Here is a 16,959-nt window from a genome sequence, read left to right on the forward strand (position 1 = left end):
CGGAGTCTCACGACTCCCCTGATCCTCCCTCGCGACGCTGCAGGCGCCAGCGACCGGTGTCCTCCGGACTGACCAACCAATCACGCCAAATCCAAGGGCCATCCTTGGCTTCCAACTGCTTCATGGGTTGCTCCACCAACTGCGCCAGCTCAATCACCGTCAGGGCAAATGCCCCCTCCGCCAGCCGGTCTGCGAGCTCCAGCCGTGTCAGCAGCTGCTGGAGCGGCGCCGGTGCCAGATCGCTGTTAGGAGGCGCCGGAGCAAGCGAAGTCTTCACACCAACGGCTAAATCGGGAGCTGCACCCTGGGAAAACGCCACAGCAATACGGTCGACACGCTCATTGTCTGGATCGCCGCTATGGCCCTTCACATGGGTGAGCGGAACGTCGTCGAGACGAGCCTCATCCAAAGACTTCCACAAATCCTGATTCAGCACAGGCTTACCCGCAGCCGTTCGCCAGCCTTTGCGTTTCCACCCCTTCATCCAAGATCCCAACCCATCGATGAGGTATTTGCTGTCGGTCCTCAGGGTGAGATCGGGATGCCGTGGCAAATCTTTTAAACGCTCCAACAATGCCAAAGCCGCCTGGAGCTCCATCCGATTGTTGGTGGTGGCAGGGTCATAGCCACCCAACTCTTCAACGCTGCCATCCTCAAACCGCAGCAATGCGCCCCATCCGCCGGGACCCGGATTGCCACGGCAGGCACCATCCGTCGCGGCAGCCACAACACGACCCCGTCCATCAGCCATTGGTCCCCCCTCGCAAAATTCGGTAGAACACGGGTTCTCACGCAGCCGTGTATGAGGCGAACCTACCCCCGAGCCGCAGGCATGGCTGCCACTGGTGTTGCTGCGACTGGTGTTCTGGCCCTGCTGTTGCCCAATACGCTCGCTGCCCGGGGAATCTTTGAGAGCAGGCCCCTCCCGCAAGACCGTTTTGCCGTGCTGGCGCAGCCCGTCGGTCAAACCGGCTGGAAACTACTGGTGCTCGAACAAATCAAGCGCAAACCCCTGTGCTGGAGGCCACGCGCTGATGGCCTCGTCGAGCCCTCGCTGAATAGCTTTAATTTCGCAGGGATTTGCAGTCGCTATCTCGATAGCAATGGCTATTCCCTCCGCAGCAGCGGCTCAGACCTTGGAAGGCGGTTCCGGTTGCGCTTAATGCAAAGCGGATCAACCCTGCAATTACAAGCATTCAATCCAGATCAAACAGCACCGATCGTGGTTGGGAGTGCACCCGTCCCAAGCCGACAGCGAAATGGCTTTGTTCGGCTAGAGCTGAATAACGACTGGCAGCTCGAACGACGCGTCTACCAAGGACGAACCCTGAGCCATCTTTATTTCTCGAATCCAGATCCGATTCAACTGTTGATGGCGCGAGCCATCCGCCAGGCCAGGGGCTCGAGCATGGCCAAGCTTGGTCCGTCGCGGGCCCCAAGCATGCCGCCACCAATCCCACCAACCCCGACAACATCACGCGGCAGCTCCTTGGCATCGCGGCTTAGCAGCGTCCAACGGGTCGCGAGCGCAGGCCCGATCCCGCTACAAGTGATCCCGTACAGCAGCCCTCGCCAAACACTGGCACAGTGACAGTTTTCAGAGAGGCCAGCGAGATAACCAATCACATTTGAGGACTTTTAGGTTTCTAGGGTGTGAGGAGTGCAAAACACCTCTTCAGGGTCGAAACAAGGACAGACTCCTGAACGTGTTCCACAAAAAACCCTGCCTTCGGCGGGGTTTTTTTATTGCCGAGCCCAATACACAACAAAAAAGCGACCCCCCGAGGAGAGTCGCTTTTGTTGAAAAAAATGAGATGCGGATCGGCGAAAAGCCGATCCCACAGGATCACTTGATTGTGACCTTGCCACCCACTTCTTCGATGGCCTTCTTGAGGGCTTCGGCATCGTCCTTGGACGCACCTTCTTTGACCAGCTTTGGAGCGGCCTCGACCAGAGCCTTGGCATCGCCCAAGCCCAAACCGGTCGCTTCGCGAACGGCCTTGAGAACTTTGATCTTGGCGGAAGCTTCGAAGCTTTCCAAGATCACATCGAACTCGGTCTTTTCTTCAGCAGCCTCACCGCCACCAGCAGCGCCAGGGGCAGCCATCACGACGCCAGCTGATGCGGCGGCGGAGACACCAAAAGCCTCTTCGATCTGCTTAACAAGCTCGGAAGCTTCAAGCAGAGAAAGGGATTTCAGCGATTCGAGGATTTCGTCGGTTTTTGCAGACATGGTTGAAAATCAGCAACAGATCAGGAAATAGACGTGGTGGTAGAGCGAACTCAGCTGTCGCCGCCTTCGGCGTGCTGCTTGAGTGCCCTGGCCATACCGGTGGGAACCTCGTTGATGCCAACGGCGACCTTGGTGGCCACAGCGTTGATTGCACCAGCGATCTGAGCCATGAGTTCTTCCCTGGAAGGAAGATCAGCGATGGCCTTGATCTCGTCTTGAGAAAGAAGCTTGCCTTCGAAAAGAGCGCCCTTGGTCTCAGACTTTTTGAATTCGTTCTGGAAAGACCGAACGGCCTTTACACCAGCACCAACATCGCCTTTTACAAGAACGAAAGCGTTGGTACCCGTCAGAAGCGAATCGAGGTTGGCCCAGGAGCTGTCACCATCAATGGCACGGCGCATCAAGGTGTTTTTAGTCACCTTGCAGACGCTGTTGGTGACCCGGAGACGATCCCGCAGGTCAGACATTTCCTTGATGGACAGGCCCTTGAAATCAAGGACCAATGCCAGCTCGGTCTCGGCGAGGAGCCCTTTGAGCTCTCCGACGATCTGTTGCTTGTTCTCCAGAGTGCGGCCCATGATGATTGGATCGGATTGAAGGAACAAGCAGGACATGCGGCCGATCGAGTCTCAAAAATGAGACGAGGCCGCGTTCCAATCCAATCTCACGGGGGAGAAAAAATGTTGCGCGTTTGCCTCGGCGGGAATTAACTGGTCGAAAGACGATTGAACGTCCGTCGATCAAACCTGCTGTCTCTGGCCGGGCACATGCCCGAATTGGCTTTCGCCAATGGCTAAATATAGATCAAGGGGCGTTAGCCCTCTTGACCAATCTCCTGAAGGGCCGAGAAATCAACCTCGACGGAGGGGCCCATTGTGGATGTCACGTACAAGCTTTTCCAATAACGCCCCTTCGCGCCACTGGGTTTGTTGCGATCGATCGTTTCTTGCAGCGTCTTGAGGTTCTCGAGCAGGGCATCCGCGGTGAAGCTGGCCTTACCAAAACGAACGTGGACGATGCCGGTGCGATCGGCTCGGAACTCGAGCTTGCCCGCCTTGAAGTCTTTAATCGCAGCCGCGAGATCGGTGGTCACCGTTCCAGCTTTTGGGTTCGGCATCAGACCACGCGGACCCAGCACACGGCCGAGTTTGGCCACCTTGGGCATCATGTCTGGAGTGGCAATCAGGAGGTCGAAATTCATTTCTCCCTTGCTGATCGCTTCCACTAGATCTTCATCGCCAGCGAGTTCGGCGCCAGCGGCTTTAGCGGCAGCCACCTTTTCACCACTGGTGACGACAGCGATGCGAACGGTCTGACCCGTGCCGTTGGGCAGGGCAACCGTGGTGCGCAATTGCTGGTCGGTGTATTTGGGATCGATGCCAAGCCGCACGTGGGCTTCCATCGTTTCGTCAAATTTGGCGTTGGCGTTGTCTTTTACGAGAGCAATCGCCTCGAGGGGCCCGTAGGTACGATCCTCGATCTTGCTGGCCAAGCCAGCCAAGCGCTTTGAAAGTTTGGGCATATCAGAGTTGGGGTACAGACGACATCAGTGATGTCTCCCCCGGTAATGAGGTTGAGAGTGAAACGTTGAGCGTGAACGATGCGATCAATCGCTGACGGCAACGCCCATGTTGCGGGCAGTGCCTTCGATGATCCGCATGGCGGAATCAACGCTGGAGCAATTGAGATCGGGGAGCTTGGTCTTTGCGATCTCCTCGAGCTGAGCGCGGCTGATAGAGCCGACACTGCCCTTTGCAGAATCGCCTGATCCTTTCTCGATACCGGCAGCTTTCGTGATCAACACGGAAGCTGGAGGGGTCTTCGTAATGAAGGTGAAACTACGGTCCTCAAAGACCGAAATCTCAACCGGAATCACGAGTCCGGCTTTGTCCTGCGTCCGAGCGTTGTACTCCTTGCAGAACATCATGATGTTCACGCCGTGCTGACCGAGGGCAGGGCCCACGGGCGGCGCCGGGTTGGCTTTACCGGCCTGAAGGGCCAGCTTGATTACAGCTACGACTTTCTTGGCCATCGTCTGGAGGGTTTGGACAACTACGGATCACCAGGCCCGTGGGCCGGATGCGGCGGGATGGAAAACCACCCCAAAGGCCGCCCTCCGCAGGGAGACGGCCGCCAGCATGTCAGTTCTGCTTGCTGATCTGTGAAAACTCCAGTTCAACTGGCGTTTCCCGTCCAAAAATGGACAGCAATGCCTTGAGCTTGTTGCGCTCGCCTGACACCTCAATCACTTCCCCTTGGAAGTCTTTGAACGGACCAGCGGTAACAAGGATCTGATCGCCTTCGGCCAAGTCGACCTTGACGACGGTTTTCTTCTCGGCAGCGCGCTTAAAGATGCGATCCACCTCTGAACGGCTAAGCGGGCGAGGTTTGATGTGGCCCCGGGCTTTTCCGGTTGCGCGTCGATCCTCAGCACCAACGAAATTAATCACGTTGGGCGTGCTGCGCACCGCCATCATCGTGTCTTCATCCAGCACCATCCGGACGAGCACATAGCCGGGAAACACCTTCTCCTCAGTGGACTGACGGCTGCCGTCCTTTTTCAGCTTGATCGCCGGCGTTTGAGGAATCTCGATCTCAAGAATGCGATTGCTCACCCCAAGGGTGACCGCCCGTTGTTCAAGGGTGGCTTTCACTTTTTTCTCACAACTCGAGGCCACCTGAACCGCATACCACCGAGCAATAGCGGTATTCGCGACAGGCTCCATCGCAAGCGTTCCGTCTTCCCCATCATTCGGGGCCGGCAGATCGATCACCTCAAGGGCGTCCGGTGTGGTCAAGTCGTCGGGCACGGCGAAAGAGAGAAGCGAGTCAGCGGAACACCTGAGATGAAGCCCAACCAAAGAAGCGACTCACGGCAGCGATGGTGGCTGCCGACAGGCTGACCATCAAGATCACAGCGATGGATTCGCTGAAAAGCTGTTGTCGGCTGGGCCAAACCACCAATTTCAACTCTTGAACCGTATCCGCTAAAAAGCCACCCGGTCGGGTGGACTCAGCAGAAGGCTCAGGGGCGTTGGTAGTGGTGTCCTCTTGGGTTGGGCTGGTCACTGGGGGGTGGGACCGGAAGTTGACAACGGTGCCGGAAAGCACTTCGCCAAAGATCCACACTAACTGATGCCCCCTAGTCCATTTGTGGCTCAAACCGCAAGGGCTCTCCATCGGCGCCACCAACAGCGACGCACACACCCGTTGCTCCTGCAAAGCGTTCTTCGAGAAGCTGAGTTGCCAATGGATTCTCCACCTGGCGCCGCAAGACCCGCCGCAGGGGCCTTGCCCCATATTCGGGTTCATAACCCTGGCGCGCCAAGGAATCAGCGACGCCATCCTCGACCGCTAACGACAAGCCCTGTTCCGCGAGCAGGCTCGTCAACTCCTGGAGCTGCAACGTCACGATCTTCACGAGATCAGACACCTGCAGCGGACGGAATCGAATCACCTCATCAATGCGATTCAAAAACTCCGGTCGGAAATGGCTAGCCAAGGCTTCATCCACCTTGCGTTGGAGCGCGGAATCATCGGCTTCCTGTTGTCGGGCATGGTCCAGGATTGCTGGGCTGGCCAGGTTGCTCGTCATCACCACAACCGTGTGCCGGAAGTCGACGGTTCGACCCTGGGAATCCGTGAGGCGGCCATCGTCGAGAACCTGCAACAACAGATTGAACACATCGGGATGGGCTTTCTCCACCTCATCGAGAAGGAGCACGGCATAGGGACGCCGCCGCACCGCCTCGGTGAGCTGACCCCCCTCCTCGTAACCGACGTAACCCGGTGGCGCGCCGATTAATCGCGCCACGGCATTGCGCTCCATGAATTCACTCATATCGAGGCGCACCAACGCCTCTTCTTCATCAAACAAGGATGCCGCCAAGGCCTTGGCTAACTCCGTTTTTCCCACTCCGGTCGGGCCAAGGAACAAGAACGAACCCACCGGGCGTCGCGAATCCTTCATTCCTGCACGGGCGCGGCGGATCGCAGCTGCCACCGCCGTGACCGCCTCCGCCTGACCAATCACCCGTTCACCGAGGTGAGCTTCCAAGGCCAAAAGCTTGCGCCGCTCTCCGGCGAGCAGCCGCTGCACAGGAATGCCTGTCCATCGCGCTACGAGATCGGCGATATCTCCGGCCTCCACCTGTTCCCTCAATAACGCGGTGCCGGCGGCCTGCGCCTCAGCCTGACAAGCCTCAAGCTCCTCTCGGCGTTGCTGCAGCGTGTGCAATTGGTCGTACTGCAAGCGCGCTGCTTCTTCCAGATCACCGTCGCGCTCCGCCTCAGCGATGGCATGGCGAAGCTCTTCGTCCTGACGCAACAACTGGCCGAGTTCATCCAATTGATTCCGCTCCTCTTGCCAACGACGACGCAAGTCGTCGAGGCGGGCCGCACCATCGAGACGGTTGCGTTGCAACTGAATTCGCTCAGCCTCTGGGGCCTGTTCTGCCGCCAGCACCGCCAATTCAACCCGGCGAAGATCGGCTTCTGCCTCCTCCACCACTTGTGGCTTGGAAGTGACTTCCATCTTGAGTTGGGCAGCCGCTTCATCGATCAAATCAATGGCCTTATCGGGCAAACAGCGATCACTGATGTATCGATCCGCCAGTCGGTTCGCCGCTTGCAGCGCCTCATCCGTGATCGACACGCCGTGATGCAGCTCATAACGCTCTTTCAAGCCACGCAGAATCTCCAAGCTCAGGGGCAAATCCGGCTCTCGAATCAGCACCTGCTGAAAACGACGATTCAGGGCTGGGTCTTTCTCCACGGTGCGGCGGTAATCCTCGGGCGTCGTGGCACCGATGCAACGGAGATCACCCCTGGCGAGGGCAGGCTTCAGCAAGCTGCCGGCATCGGTGCTGCTGCGCTCACTCCCCACCACCGTGTGCAATTCGTCGACAAACAACACCACCCCCGAATCAGGGCGACTCACCTCCTCCAGAACCGAGCGAAGCCGTTCCTCGAATTGACCCCGAAATTTGGCGCCGGCAATTAGGGCTCCGAGGTCGAGGGATATCAATCGCATCCCCTGGAGCGATTCCGGCACTTCACCAGACACAATCCGCTGCGCCAACAATTCGGCGACGGCCGTCTTTCCCACTCCGGGTGCCCCAATCAGCACCGGATTGTTTTTGCTGCGACGCGATAAGACCTTGATCAAGTTGCGGATCTCACTGTCTCGGCCGATCACCGGATCCAGCCGACCGGCCTCCGCCTCCGCCGTGAGATCACGCCCGAAGGATTGAAGGGCGCTAGGCGGCGCCTCGTGCTCCTCCATCTCCAAGCGCTGAGATTCCGCAGACGGCAACGCTGGTTCCATTGGAGCCACGTCAGCCCCATTTCTCCGAGAAGACTGGGGCGGATTCAAAGGTTGTGGCTGTTCGCGAGAGGCCTGTGGATCACGAGCCGGCTGGGATGGACGTGGCAGCCGAGACGACTGGGGGGTCGGCCGAGCCGGGGAAGGCGAAGGCTGGGATGACGAAGGCTGGAATGGCTGAGCCGCGACAGACGGACCTTGCAACAGCTCCTCCAACCGGTCGGCGGATAAGCCCAACCCTGCAAATAACTCAGCACCGAGGCGTGGATCAGCCCCAATGGCCATGAGCAGCTGTGGAACATCGATCCGTTCCACTCCCCAGCGTCGACGCACCGCATCCGCCGACTCCAGCAACTGCTCCAAGTCTTCGCCGATGAACAGATCCGTCCCTCGCCCGGAAGGCTGATCGGCCAGCACATCCTCCAAGCGGTCCAGCAACTCATCCACCACCAGGGGCAAGCCTTCCACCCAAGTGCGACCAACTGGATCCGTGAACAGCACCTGAATCAGATGCTCCACATCGAGTTGTTCATGCCGCCAACGGCCGGCAACATCTTGAGCACTCAGGAGGAGATCCCAGGCGGCGTCACTGAAACGGTCGGGATCGTGGGTGAGGCTGCCGTTGAAGGAGGGGGAACCAGTCATCCAGGGTTAAACAGCTGCTTTGGAGGAGAGCTCGATCAACTCCACTTTGTAACCGTCGGGATCTTCGACAAACGCAATCACCGTGGTTCCGTGCTTCATCGGCCCTGGTTCACGCACCACACGACCCCCTTTTCCAGCAATGCCCGCACAGGTGGTTCGGATGTCGTCGACTCCAAGAGCGATGTGCCCATAAGCATCACCAAGGCTGTAAGCGTCGGCATCCCAGTTATGGGTGAGTTCCAACACCGTCTGCTCGGTTTCGGGGCCATACCCCACAAACGCCAAGGTGAACCTGCCGCTGGGATAGTCCTTGCGGCGCAACAGATTCATCCCCAAAACACCCGTATAGAACGCCAACGAACGCTCTAAATCAGTAACCCGGAGCATCGTGTGCAGCATCCGCATGGCGAAGAAACCGGTTGGGTGATCGTGCCCATATTCTGACCGCCGAGATTCACCCACGACAGGGCTGACAGGGGCGACCCATAGGATTCATGGGTTAACCACTTCGTCACAACGTGATCGATTCCCTCGACCTCGTCATCGACACCATCGTGGCCCGAGAGGTGCTCGATTCCCGAGGCAATCCAACCGTCGAGGCCGAAGTGCTGCTCGAAGGCGGAGCCATGGGACGCGCCATCGTGCCAAGCGGTGCCAGCACCGGGGCCCATGAAGCCCATGAACTTCGCGATGGCGGAAAGCGATATATGGGGAAAGGTGTCAGCCAGGCTGTCACCCACATTGAAGAACGCATCGCCCCAGCTCTCTGCGGCTTATCGGCACTCGATCAAGCAGCTGTCGATGCAGCAATGCTTGAGCTGGATGGCAGCGACAACAAGTCCAACCTCGGTGCCAACTCAATCCTGGCGGTGAGCATGGCCACGGCACGGGCCGCTGCCAATGGGCTGGGTTTGCCCCTTTACCGCTATTTGGGGGGGCCGCTAGCCAATCTCTTGCCGGTGCCATTGATGAATGTGATCAATGGCGGTGCCCATGCCGCGAACAGCCTGGATTTTCAAGAGTTCATGCTGGTTCCCCACGGCGCCCCAAGCTTCCGGGAAGCGCTGCGAATGGGCACCGAGGTATTCCACACCCTGAAAGACCTGCTGAATGCCAAGGGCATGAGCACCTCCGTTGGAGATGAAGGTGGTTTCGCCCCCAACCTCGGCAACGTGGAAGCCGGCGAAATCCTGGTGGAAGCAATTCAAAAAGCGGGCTACAAACCTGGGGAACAGATCTCCTTGGCACTCGACGTCGCCAGCACCGAATTCTTCGAGAACGGTCGCTATGCCTTCGACGGTGGCAGCTACACCAGTGCAGAAATGGTGGGGCAGCTCGAACAACTGGTGAATCAATTCCCGATCGTGTCGATCGAGGACGGCCTCGCCGAAGACGACTGGGAGGGCTGGAAACTGCTCACCGAACGCCTCGGCAGCAAGGTGCAACTCGTGGGTGACGACCTATTCGTCACCAACACCAAGCGACTTCAACAAGGAATCGACAACAACACTGCAAATTCGATCCTGATCAAGGTGAACCAGATCGGTTCCCTTACCGAAACCCTGCAGGCCATTGATCTGGCGGGTCGCTCTGGCTACACCAGCGTGATCAGCCACCGCAGTGGCGAAACCGAAGACACCACCATTGCTGATCTGTCGGTTGCCACACGGGCTGGGCAAATTAAAACAGGCTCGCTCAGCCGCAGCGAACGGGTTGCCAAGTACAACCAGCTCCTGCGGATCGAAGACGAACTCGGAAGTCAAGCGGTGTATGCGGGAGCCGTAGGCCAAGGCCCGCGCGGCAAAGCCTGATCAACCACCGATAAGCCTCAGCGGTTGGAGCCAGGCAACTGTTCCAATCGCTGGTCGCGCCGCATTCTCATCTGCATTCGAAACCAGCCCAACCCCACAGGAAGCGTTGCCGCAGCCGGCAAGATCGACCAAAGAGGACGAGAGCTGGCACCAACAATGGCCGTTGCCAGAGCCAAACAGCCCAAGAGAACGGCTTGGCCAATCGACTGTTGCGCAACGATCATGCGCCGGAACTGACGATCGGACTCACCGAGTCGGACCTGGAGTTGGAGATCGCCCTGTTCAAGACGCTCCAAGCTTTCGTCCAAGCGCCTTGGGATGCCAACAGCCTTACTGCTTAAGGCTCCAACCTGGCGCCCCAGCTCATTGAACAGATCATTCGTACCGGGTCCACTGGACGTCATCAGAGGAAGTAAGTAGGGCTTGGCAATCGAGACAAGGCTAAAAGCTGGATCGAGGCTTCGGCCAACGCCTTCAAAGGTGGAAAGCGCCCGCATCACGAAGATCAACTCAACTGGCAACCGAAAGGGCTGGCCATAAACAAGGTCGTAGAGGTCGCCCGACAGCTTGTCGATCACGTTGGAACTGAATGGAGGCGTCAAAGCGTCCTGCAGCATCACGCGCACCAACCGTCGAACAGGACCCACATCAATCTCAGTTCCGATCAATCCCGCTGCCTGCAATTCAGCCACCAAGGCAGCGGAATCCCTGGCTGCGGCAGCGCGCACCATCGATCCCAGTCGGCGACGTAATCCATCCGACAACACACCCATCATCCCGAAGTCGTAATAGATGAGTGCGCCGTCGCTGGCGACAGCAAGATTTCCAGGGTGGGGGTCGGCATGAAAAAAGCCAAACCGCACCAGCTGTTTGAGATAACTGGCTGCACCGATTTCGGCCACCTCCGAGGGATCAATGCCCGCCTCAACGATCGCCTCGCGGTCATTGATTTTGATCCCAGGCAAATAGTCCAAACAGAGCACCCGACGGGTGCTCAACTCCCAAATCACCCCTGGAATACGAATCTGGTCGTCGTCAAGAAACTGTTGACGAAACCGAGCCGCATATTGCGCTTCAACCCGGAAGTCGAGCTCACGCAACAACACACGCCGACACTCACGGGCCATGGCAGGCCAATCACGACCCCTTCCCCAACTGGGATGACGCTGCAACACCGCCGCCACCTGCTGCATCACGTCGAGGTCGAGGCGGAAGCGGCGATCCAGCCCTTGCCGTTGCACTTTGAGCACCACCTGCCGACCACTGCGCAAGCTCGCGCGATGCACTTGGGCAAGAGACGCTGCACCCAGAGGTTGTGGATCGAGATCAATCACCTCGGCGCAGCGCGGGCCGAGCTCCTCCTCCAACACCGTCTGAACGCGATCAAAACTGAAAGCCGGCACATTGTCTTGCAGGGACGCCAGCTCACTCACCCACCCGGCTGGAAGGATGTCGGGCCTGGAGGACAACAGCTGCCCCAGCTTGATAAACGCTGACCCCAATTCCAACAGCTGACGGGTCAGCCATTGAGCGCGTTGTTGCTGACGTTCAGCGCGGCGCTCCCGTGTGGCACCACCGCGGTAGGTCCAAGATTGGCCGTCCCACCACAGCAACACCAAAAGGGTGAGAACGGCACGCCAAATCACCAATGCACGGATGGCCCGCTGCAAACCAAACGCGATATTCAAACGACGCATCAAGAACGCGCCTCGATCCGCTGACTGAGGTCAGCAACGTTGGCGCGCAAACGATCAATCACCTGCTGTGGAGATTCAGTCGTCGGTCCCTGCATCGAATCAGCATCAGACGTAACAGGGGAGGCATCACCACGTTCTAAGCGCTCGGCTTCTTCGCGCACTTCTTCTTGGAATAGCTCCCATTCCTGGCGGAGCCGCTCGGGAGCGTCCTTCGCAAAAATCGCTAACTCAGCGGCCGTGTCGGCCAAACCATGGCCAACCCGAGCACCGATGCGATGAACTGCTGCTCGTATCAAGGCGTCCGGAGAGCCCATGAACCATTGGCGTATAGGGAAACTGTGGCAGATCTAAGGATCGACTGGCCGATCTAGGGCTGCGATGGAGGCATTAATGGCTGCAGTGGAAGCAACCGTTGGGCATCGTTCTCCGACACAAAAGCCGGAGGGAGGACCTCAGGGGGTGGGACCAGCAGAACAGATGCGGAGTCTGGCTCTAGGTCCAGGTCGGGAATTAATTCTGTCGACATCGCAGATGGCGCAACATCAATATCGGGGTCAGACCAGGCTGGTGCCGTCCAGGTCTTGTCTGCCGATGGAGGGAGCTGAAGCGCCAGGCTTGCCTCTGAAGCAGTGGCAACGGGCGGCGTGGTGGCCGCGTCTAGCTCCGGGGAGGCAAGCTTTCGGGCGGCTAAATCGACCTGCAAACTGGCGTCACCTTGGTGGATTGAACGCAGCGTCTGCAGGGAATCGCCTGGGAAGTAAGAGGGAGCAAAACGCTGTGTCTGGGCAGGCTTGATGTCGCTCTGCTGGCTCACCACACGATCGGTGATCCCAAACCCCATGGCGAAACAGCATCCGGCCACCAATGGACCAACCCAGAAACGTGGCCGTCCCACGACGGTCGATTCAACAGGCTGGGATTGATCCATCAAGAGAAATTTGATCAAGGATATTTTGCCAGAGATTTCAACGCCAAACCGCATTGAAACGCACAAAAAAATGACAAAGGACACACAGTCATCATCAAACAATCAAGAACTTCTTATTTGCAAAACAAATCTAAAAAACAAATTCAGATTGATTCAAAGTGGCCAATGCAAATGGTTGTCCTGGCCCCATAGGCATCATCTAAGTGGTGTAATCGGCATTAATGCGCACGTATCTCTGGGAATGAGTGACTGACTGGATTCTTACCAGTTAGGTTCACCGTAAACAATCTGTCAACACAGACCATATCCCAGTCGTGACGGTAGAGAGCGTCAACAAACTGCCAACAGATGCCTGAGACGAGCACTCAATCTCAGGTCCTGGATCGGGTCGATTTACAAGGCGGCAAACGAAACAACGCGAACGTGTTTCGCAACGGTCAACGGGGTGGTCGGTGGTCTCTCTACTTCTTCAACCCAGAGACGCAGAGCAGGCATCGGTTCGTTCTCAGACACCCCAACGGAGGATTCCCAGACCCAACACCAGCAGGGCTGGATGAGGCACTGGAACTGGCGCAAGAGCGATACATCGAACTCCGAACCAAGGCAGACAGAGGAGAAGCGGTCAACGTCCTGACCATTGGGGAGATGGTGAATCGGTTCCTAACGAAGGAGCAACGCCGAATCAGCAGCACACCTCACGAGGGGATCACCGATGGACGCTTTCGTCTGATCAGAAACCAGACCAGGCATTTCCTCGACTTCTGCTCTCGGAAGGGGGGATGTGGAGCAAGCAAGCAGGTCCACCTCTTCCGACGCACGTACCTGGACACCTATCAGCAGTGGAGACAAGACACCACAGACGCAGTGGACAAGGCAGGACGCGTGCTGCCACGTCCAACAACCCTGAATGGAAAGGTATCCAGAATCGTCGTACACCTGATCCAAAGAAAAACTTTAAAAAGGACTGCACCAACTAACCCGTCAAAGGTCTAGGCAGCGATCCTATAAATCCAGAGCACAACGCGTACCAAGTTTGTTGCAGCTCAATATTCAAGTATAGTTACTTTTAATGATCAGTCTTTAAATGAAAAGCCTCGCATTTGGACTCGCATCAGCATTGCTCTTAAGCGCAACCGCCTCTGCTCAAGAGCTGAAAACATATAATCCATATTTTGATCCATCTATTGTGGGCGCCACAGGCGTAGACACAGGTGTAGATTTAACCGAAGCGCTTAAGATTAATTACGCAAACTGTGTAATGAAACATATGTCAAGAAATATTGTTAATAACGGGGAAGGAGGGACATTTGTAGATTCGGATGCAGCATTGCTCAATTGCAATTGCATTGCAATTACAATTCAGAAGGGCGAATCGCAGGAACAATGCAACAACGCATATGCAAACCCTCAACGTATTACCAGACCTCAAGCATTTGACGCTGGATTAACAAAATACTGAACCAGGATCGCGTTAACTAGCTAAAAGACACAGCAAAGAAAATCACAACTAGAACTCTTTAGGTCTATGCAGAGCGTCCTTCCTGGTCCTTCTAGGGCAGTCTCAGAGCGTGAACACCTCTGAACTTGTTGCGCAATCAACCTTTCGAGAGCAACTAAGTTAGCTTTTCAAAATAAAGTCTGTGGTGCGCTAACAGCACTCCACTCACCTCTTTAGAACTCCCATAACAATGACTTGGGGATTACCACTACACTTATAAGAAGTAGAGCTGCTTTCAAGGCACTCATATACTTTCAGCTTGCCATTGTCTTCGCTATACTGCGTCAACCAGGTCAATGGAAAGTTAGAAGTTCGATCGGCTTTTACTTCATCCAGTCGCTGAGTAAATATAACACCACGAGCATTAACAGCTAATACCTGTCCATCAATAATGCAGTATCCATAAGCCCCGAAGCCTTCATACTCTTCATACTTTGGACTGACGTATTTGACATTGTCCGTAGTGCATTTCGAAGCCAATTCCAATTGCTGGCGCAGATCAGCTATCAAGGGAGCTTGAGGCAGTGCACCACTTAACGATTCAGAGATGCCGCCAGCAGGTGCAGGAAAAACACCGATCAACGAGAGGAGAGCAATACTCTGGTGCAACATAGTTTTTGGCAAGACCTCTTAGTCCGCAGAGAATGATTTAATCAACTTAACTTCCTCGACTAGGTGATTATGGCAGAGACCCAAAAACATACATAACACCTGGTCCAAATAAGCAACGCAAGACAACTTCTGATCAACTCGCTCCACAGATGTCAGCGAGTGAACCTAGTCAGAGGCAATCAAGTCCAAGAGACGACCATCAGCGTCCACGAGCCTGTGTCGGACTCCCTGGACATACGTTGGGAGGTAAACGTAAACAAGACGTAAACAGGCTTGGCTGATCTCCCAAATCCACTGCACTGCAATAAATTTGGGACTAAGTGGTGTAGTCGGCGTTGATGCGTACATATTGATCCGACAAATCGCATCCCCAAGCACAACCCATACCAGGCCCCTCACCGATGCCGAGACGGATCTGAACGGTGTCCTGGCGAAGAACATCGCTGGCCGCTGCACGGTCAAACACCACCGGTTGCCCCTGATCCATTAGTTGATGGGGGCCAATCCAAAGTTCCACAGCTTCGGGGTCGAACGCGACATCAGCCCGACCGGCCGCCGCAACGATCCGCCCCCAATTGGGATCACGGCCATGCACAGCTGTTTTCACAAGGGATGACCCACAGATCGTGCGCGCCACGCGCAACGCCGCAGCCTCATCCTCAGCACCATTCACCTGAACCTCCATCAAGCAGGTGGCTCCTTCGCCATCGCGGGCAATTGCTTGCGCCAATTGCTGCATCACCTGCGTGAGGCCCGCCTCCAAATCGGCATGGTGCTCCTCAGCCAAGGGCGCTCCAGCGCTGAAGGCCAACACCGTGTCGTTCGTGCTGGTGTCGCCATCCACGGTGATGGCATTGAACGAGCGCTCAACCGCTCGACGCACCATCCCACGCCAAATTGCTGCATCCATGCCGGCATCGCAGCTGAAGAAGCCGAGCATCGTGGCCATGTTCGGATGAATCATTCCGGAGCCCTTAGCCATCCCGCCAATCCGCACCGTCCGCCCCCCCAACTCAGCCTGAACAGCCGCCTGTTTCTCCACAAGATCTGTGGTGAGAATCGCCTGCGCTGCAGCGGGCCCACCGCTATCCGACAACGCTGCAATCAGAGACCCCAGGCCGGACAACAGCGTTGGCATGGGTATCGGCACACCAATCACACCGGTGGAGCAGATCAACACGGTGTCGTGATCAAGGCCCAGCTGGTCGGCAACGGCTTGCGTCGCTCGCTGACTATCCAACAACCCACGGTCTCCAGTGCAGGCGTTGGCCTGGCCCGAGTTGATCAACACGGCTCGAGTCCGACCGTCTTGGCTGGAGAGCCGATCGGCACAGAGGTCAACACAGGCGGCCCGCACCACGGACGTGGTGAACGTGCCCGCACACACCGCTTCGTCTGGGGCGAGGATCAAGGCCAGATCTGGGCGACCCGAGGGCTTAAGGCCCGCCACAACCCCTGCCGCCTCAAAACCGTTCGGCGCCGTGACCCCACCATCGATGGGAGACCAAATAGAAGCCATCGCTTCGGCCGCGTCGGCAAGAGAGACTTCACTCATCTTCCACCGCCACCATGACGTTTGGCGATTGGCCGCCCCAGAGACGCATCGGGCTCACCGGTGGCATTGCCAGCGGAAAAAGCAGTGTTGCGGCGTTACTCGAAAAACGAGGCTGTCCTGTGCTGGATGCAGATGTCTATGCACGCGAGGCACTCGCAACAGACACGTCTGCGAGCAAGGCTGTTGTGGCGCGCTACGGCAAACGCGTCCAAAAGGATGGAACGTCAGACATCGACCGCGCTGAACTCGCCGCAATTGTGTTCAACGATCCAAACGAACGGAGCTGGCTGGAACAACTCGTGCATCCGATTGTGCAGCGACGTTTTGATGACGCACTTCGATCGTTGCCAGACGCCCCGATCGTGATCCTGATGATTCCACTCCTATTTGAAGCCGGCCTTGAAAAGTGGTGCAGCGAAATTTGGGTGGTCCGCTGTACGGCGCTCCAGCAAAGAGAACGCTTGATGGCACGAAACAACTGCACGGAAGCCGAAGCCACACAACGCATCGCGGCGCAATGGCCGATCGACATCAAGGTGCAACGCGCTGATTCTGTTATTAACAACAGCGGTCGGATCGACGACCTACACGATCAACTTGATGCACTGCTTTAAGTCAAATCAGACAATCAAGTCAGCAAGTTTTCTATCAACCCTG

The 16,959-nt window shown here is 56.8% G+C and carries 19 protein-coding genes; 5 read left to right on the forward strand and 14 right to left on the reverse strand.

All coding sequences use genetic code 11. The features are described 5' to 3' along the window. Positions 1-7: 7 nt before the first annotated feature. The gene (locus SYNCC9902_RS10885) at positions 8-751 is read right to left on the reverse strand and encodes a ribonuclease H family protein (RefSeq protein ID WP_011360891.1); all 744 of its coding nucleotides are present in this window, start codon (positions 749-751) and stop codon (positions 8-10) included. 81 nt (positions 752-832) lie between these two features. Between SYNCC9902_RS10885 and SYNCC9902_RS10890 the strand changes: the two genes are divergently transcribed. Next, on the forward strand, positions 833-1,591 hold the full coding sequence (locus SYNCC9902_RS10890; protein ID WP_198001740.1) for a DUF3747 domain-containing protein: 759 nt from the start codon (positions 833-835) through the stop codon (positions 1,589-1,591). Between the two features lie 255 nt (positions 1,592-1,846). Here SYNCC9902_RS10890 and rplL read toward each other — a convergent pair whose 3' ends face one another. The 8 genes from rplL to gloA all read right to left on the reverse strand — a co-directional run bounded on the left by rplL (position 1,847) and on the right by gloA (position 8,606). Further along, entirely contained in the window at positions 1,847-2,233 is a 387-nt protein-coding gene (gene rplL, locus SYNCC9902_RS10900) for a 50S ribosomal protein L7/L12 (RefSeq protein ID WP_011360893.1), read from the reverse strand. Between the two features lie 50 nt (positions 2,234-2,283). Beyond that, the gene (gene rplJ, locus SYNCC9902_RS10905; protein ID WP_011360894.1) at positions 2,284-2,811 is read right to left on the reverse strand and encodes a 50S ribosomal protein L10; all 528 of its coding nucleotides are present in this window, start codon (positions 2,809-2,811) and stop codon (positions 2,284-2,286) included. Positions 2,812-3,047: 236 nt separating this feature from the next. Then, entirely contained in the window at positions 3,048-3,755 is a 708-nt protein-coding gene (gene rplA, locus SYNCC9902_RS10910) for a 50S ribosomal protein L1 (protein ID WP_011360895.1), read from the reverse strand. A gap of 84 nt (positions 3,756-3,839) precedes the next feature. Next, on the reverse strand, positions 3,840-4,265 hold the full coding sequence (gene rplK / locus SYNCC9902_RS10915; protein WP_009788713.1) for a 50S ribosomal protein L11: 426 nt from the start codon (positions 4,263-4,265) through the stop codon (positions 3,840-3,842). 109 nt (positions 4,266-4,374) lie between these two features. Beyond that, the gene (gene nusG / locus SYNCC9902_RS10920; RefSeq protein WP_011360896.1) at positions 4,375-5,043 is read right to left on the reverse strand and encodes a transcription termination/antitermination protein NusG; all 669 of its coding nucleotides are present in this window, start codon (positions 5,041-5,043) and stop codon (positions 4,375-4,377) included. Between the two features lie 19 nt (positions 5,044-5,062). Then, a complete protein-coding gene (gene secE / locus SYNCC9902_RS10925) occupies positions 5,063-5,302 on the reverse strand; it encodes a preprotein translocase subunit SecE (protein ID WP_041425574.1) in 240 nt (79 codons plus the stop codon). A gap of 73 nt (positions 5,303-5,375) precedes the next feature. After that, positions 5,376-8,201, reverse strand: a complete 2,826-nt coding sequence (locus SYNCC9902_RS10930) for an ATP-dependent Clp protease ATP-binding subunit (RefSeq protein WP_011360898.1) — start codon at positions 8,199-8,201, stop codon at positions 5,376-5,378. A 6-nt stretch (positions 8,202-8,207) separates the two neighbouring features. Next, on the reverse strand, positions 8,208-8,606 hold the full coding sequence (gloA, locus tag SYNCC9902_RS10935) for a lactoylglutathione lyase (protein WP_011360899.1): 399 nt from the start codon (positions 8,604-8,606) through the stop codon (positions 8,208-8,210). Between the two features lie 113 nt (positions 8,607-8,719). On the opposite strand from gloA, the gene eno reads away from it, so the two are divergent. Further along, the gene (gene eno, locus SYNCC9902_RS10940) at positions 8,720-10,012 is read left to right on the forward strand and encodes a phosphopyruvate hydratase (protein WP_011360900.1); all 1,293 of its coding nucleotides are present in this window, start codon (positions 8,720-8,722) and stop codon (positions 10,010-10,012) included. Between the two features lie 17 nt (positions 10,013-10,029). Here eno and SYNCC9902_RS10945 read toward each other — a convergent pair whose 3' ends face one another. The 3 genes from SYNCC9902_RS10945 to SYNCC9902_RS10955 are packed head-to-tail and all read right to left on the reverse strand — an operon-like array spanning position 10,030 to position 12,604. After that, entirely contained in the window at positions 10,030-11,709 is a 1,680-nt protein-coding gene (locus tag SYNCC9902_RS10945; protein ID WP_011360901.1) for an ABC1 kinase family protein, read from the reverse strand. Then, positions 11,709-12,023 (reverse strand): hypothetical protein, encoded by a 315-nt coding sequence (locus SYNCC9902_RS10950; protein WP_011360902.1) that lies wholly within the window; start codon positions 12,021-12,023, stop codon positions 11,709-11,711. The genes SYNCC9902_RS10945 and SYNCC9902_RS10950 overlap by 1 nt, the downstream gene beginning before the upstream one ends. A gap of 53 nt (positions 12,024-12,076) precedes the next feature. Then, positions 12,077-12,604, reverse strand: a complete 528-nt coding sequence (locus SYNCC9902_RS10955; protein WP_232179225.1) for a hypothetical protein — start codon at positions 12,602-12,604, stop codon at positions 12,077-12,079. 381 nt (positions 12,605-12,985) lie between these two features. Between SYNCC9902_RS10955 and SYNCC9902_RS10960 the strand changes: the two genes are divergently transcribed. Further along, positions 12,986-13,630: a hypothetical protein gene (locus SYNCC9902_RS10960; protein WP_011360904.1), complete on the forward strand. Its 645-nt coding sequence runs from the start codon at positions 12,986-12,988 to the stop codon at positions 13,628-13,630. A 91-nt stretch (positions 13,631-13,721) separates the two neighbouring features. Then, positions 13,722-14,096, forward strand: coding sequence for a hypothetical protein (locus SYNCC9902_RS10965; RefSeq protein WP_041425212.1), 375 nt, complete (start codon positions 13,722-13,724; stop codon positions 14,094-14,096). Between the two features lie 204 nt (positions 14,097-14,300). Here SYNCC9902_RS10965 and SYNCC9902_RS10970 read toward each other — a convergent pair whose 3' ends face one another. Beyond that, on the reverse strand, positions 14,301-14,759 hold the full coding sequence (locus SYNCC9902_RS10970) for a hypothetical protein (protein ID WP_041425213.1): 459 nt from the start codon (positions 14,757-14,759) through the stop codon (positions 14,301-14,303). Positions 14,760-15,063: 304 nt separating this feature from the next. Next, positions 15,064-16,302 (reverse strand): bifunctional glutamate N-acetyltransferase/amino-acid acetyltransferase ArgJ, encoded by a 1,239-nt coding sequence (argJ, locus tag SYNCC9902_RS10975; protein WP_011360905.1) that lies wholly within the window; start codon positions 16,300-16,302, stop codon positions 15,064-15,066. Between the two features lie 14 nt (positions 16,303-16,316). Here argJ and coaE point away from each other — a divergent pair, with 14 nt between their 5' ends. Further along, positions 16,317-16,916 (forward strand): dephospho-CoA kinase, encoded by a 600-nt coding sequence (gene coaE / locus SYNCC9902_RS10980; protein WP_011360906.1) that lies wholly within the window; start codon positions 16,317-16,319, stop codon positions 16,914-16,916. Positions 16,917-16,959 lie beyond the last annotated feature (43 nt).

Source organism: Synechococcus sp. CC9902 (assembly GCF_000012505.1).
GTDB lineage: Bacteria > Cyanobacteriota > Cyanobacteriia > PCC-6307 > Cyanobiaceae > Parasynechococcus.

What these genes read in the sequence shown, in the direction of transcription:
- rplJ (WP_011360894.1), bottom strand. Translation starts at nt 2,811, where the DNA reads ATGGGCCGCACTCTGGAGAACAAGCAACAGATCGTCGGAGAGCTCAAA.
- SYNCC9902_RS10960 (WP_011360904.1), top strand. Translation starts at nt 12,986, where the DNA reads ATGCCTGAGACGAGCACTCAATCTCAGGTCCTGGATCGGGTCGATTTA.
- rplA (WP_011360895.1), bottom strand. Translation starts at nt 3,755, where the DNA reads ATGCCCAAACTTTCAAAGCGCTTGGCTGGCTTGGCCAGCAAGATCGAG.
- gloA (WP_011360899.1), bottom strand. Translation starts at nt 8,606, where the DNA reads ATGCGGATGCTGCACACGATGCTCCGGGTTACTGATTTAGAGCGTTCG.
- SYNCC9902_RS10885 (WP_011360891.1), bottom strand. Translation starts at nt 751, where the DNA reads ATGGCTGATGGACGGGGTCGTGTTGTGGCTGCCGCGACGGATGGTGCC.
- coaE (WP_011360906.1), top strand. Translation starts at nt 16,317, where the DNA reads ATGACGTTTGGCGATTGGCCGCCCCAGAGACGCATCGGGCTCACCGGT.
- rplL (WP_011360893.1), bottom strand. Translation starts at nt 2,233, where the DNA reads ATGTCTGCAAAAACCGACGAAATCCTCGAATCGCTGAAATCCCTTTCT.
- SYNCC9902_RS10890 (WP_198001740.1), top strand. Translation starts at nt 833, where the DNA reads ATGGCTGCCACTGGTGTTGCTGCGACTGGTGTTCTGGCCCTGCTGTTG.
- SYNCC9902_RS10930 (WP_011360898.1), bottom strand. Translation starts at nt 8,201, where the DNA reads ATGACTGGTTCCCCCTCCTTCAACGGCAGCCTCACCCACGATCCCGAC.
- SYNCC9902_RS10945 (WP_011360901.1), bottom strand. Translation starts at nt 11,709, where the DNA reads ATGCGTCGTTTGAATATCGCGTTTGGTTTGCAGCGGGCCATCCGTGCA.
- SYNCC9902_RS10965 (WP_041425212.1), top strand. Translation starts at nt 13,722, where the DNA reads ATGAAAAGCCTCGCATTTGGACTCGCATCAGCATTGCTCTTAAGCGCA.
- SYNCC9902_RS10950 (WP_011360902.1), bottom strand. Translation starts at nt 12,023, where the DNA reads ATGGGCTCTCCGGACGCCTTGATACGAGCAGCAGTTCATCGCATCGGT.
- argJ (WP_011360905.1), bottom strand. Translation starts at nt 16,302, where the DNA reads ATGAGTGAAGTCTCTCTTGCCGACGCGGCCGAAGCGATGGCTTCTATT.
- rplK (WP_009788713.1), bottom strand. Translation starts at nt 4,265, where the DNA reads ATGGCCAAGAAAGTCGTAGCTGTAATCAAGCTGGCCCTTCAGGCCGGT.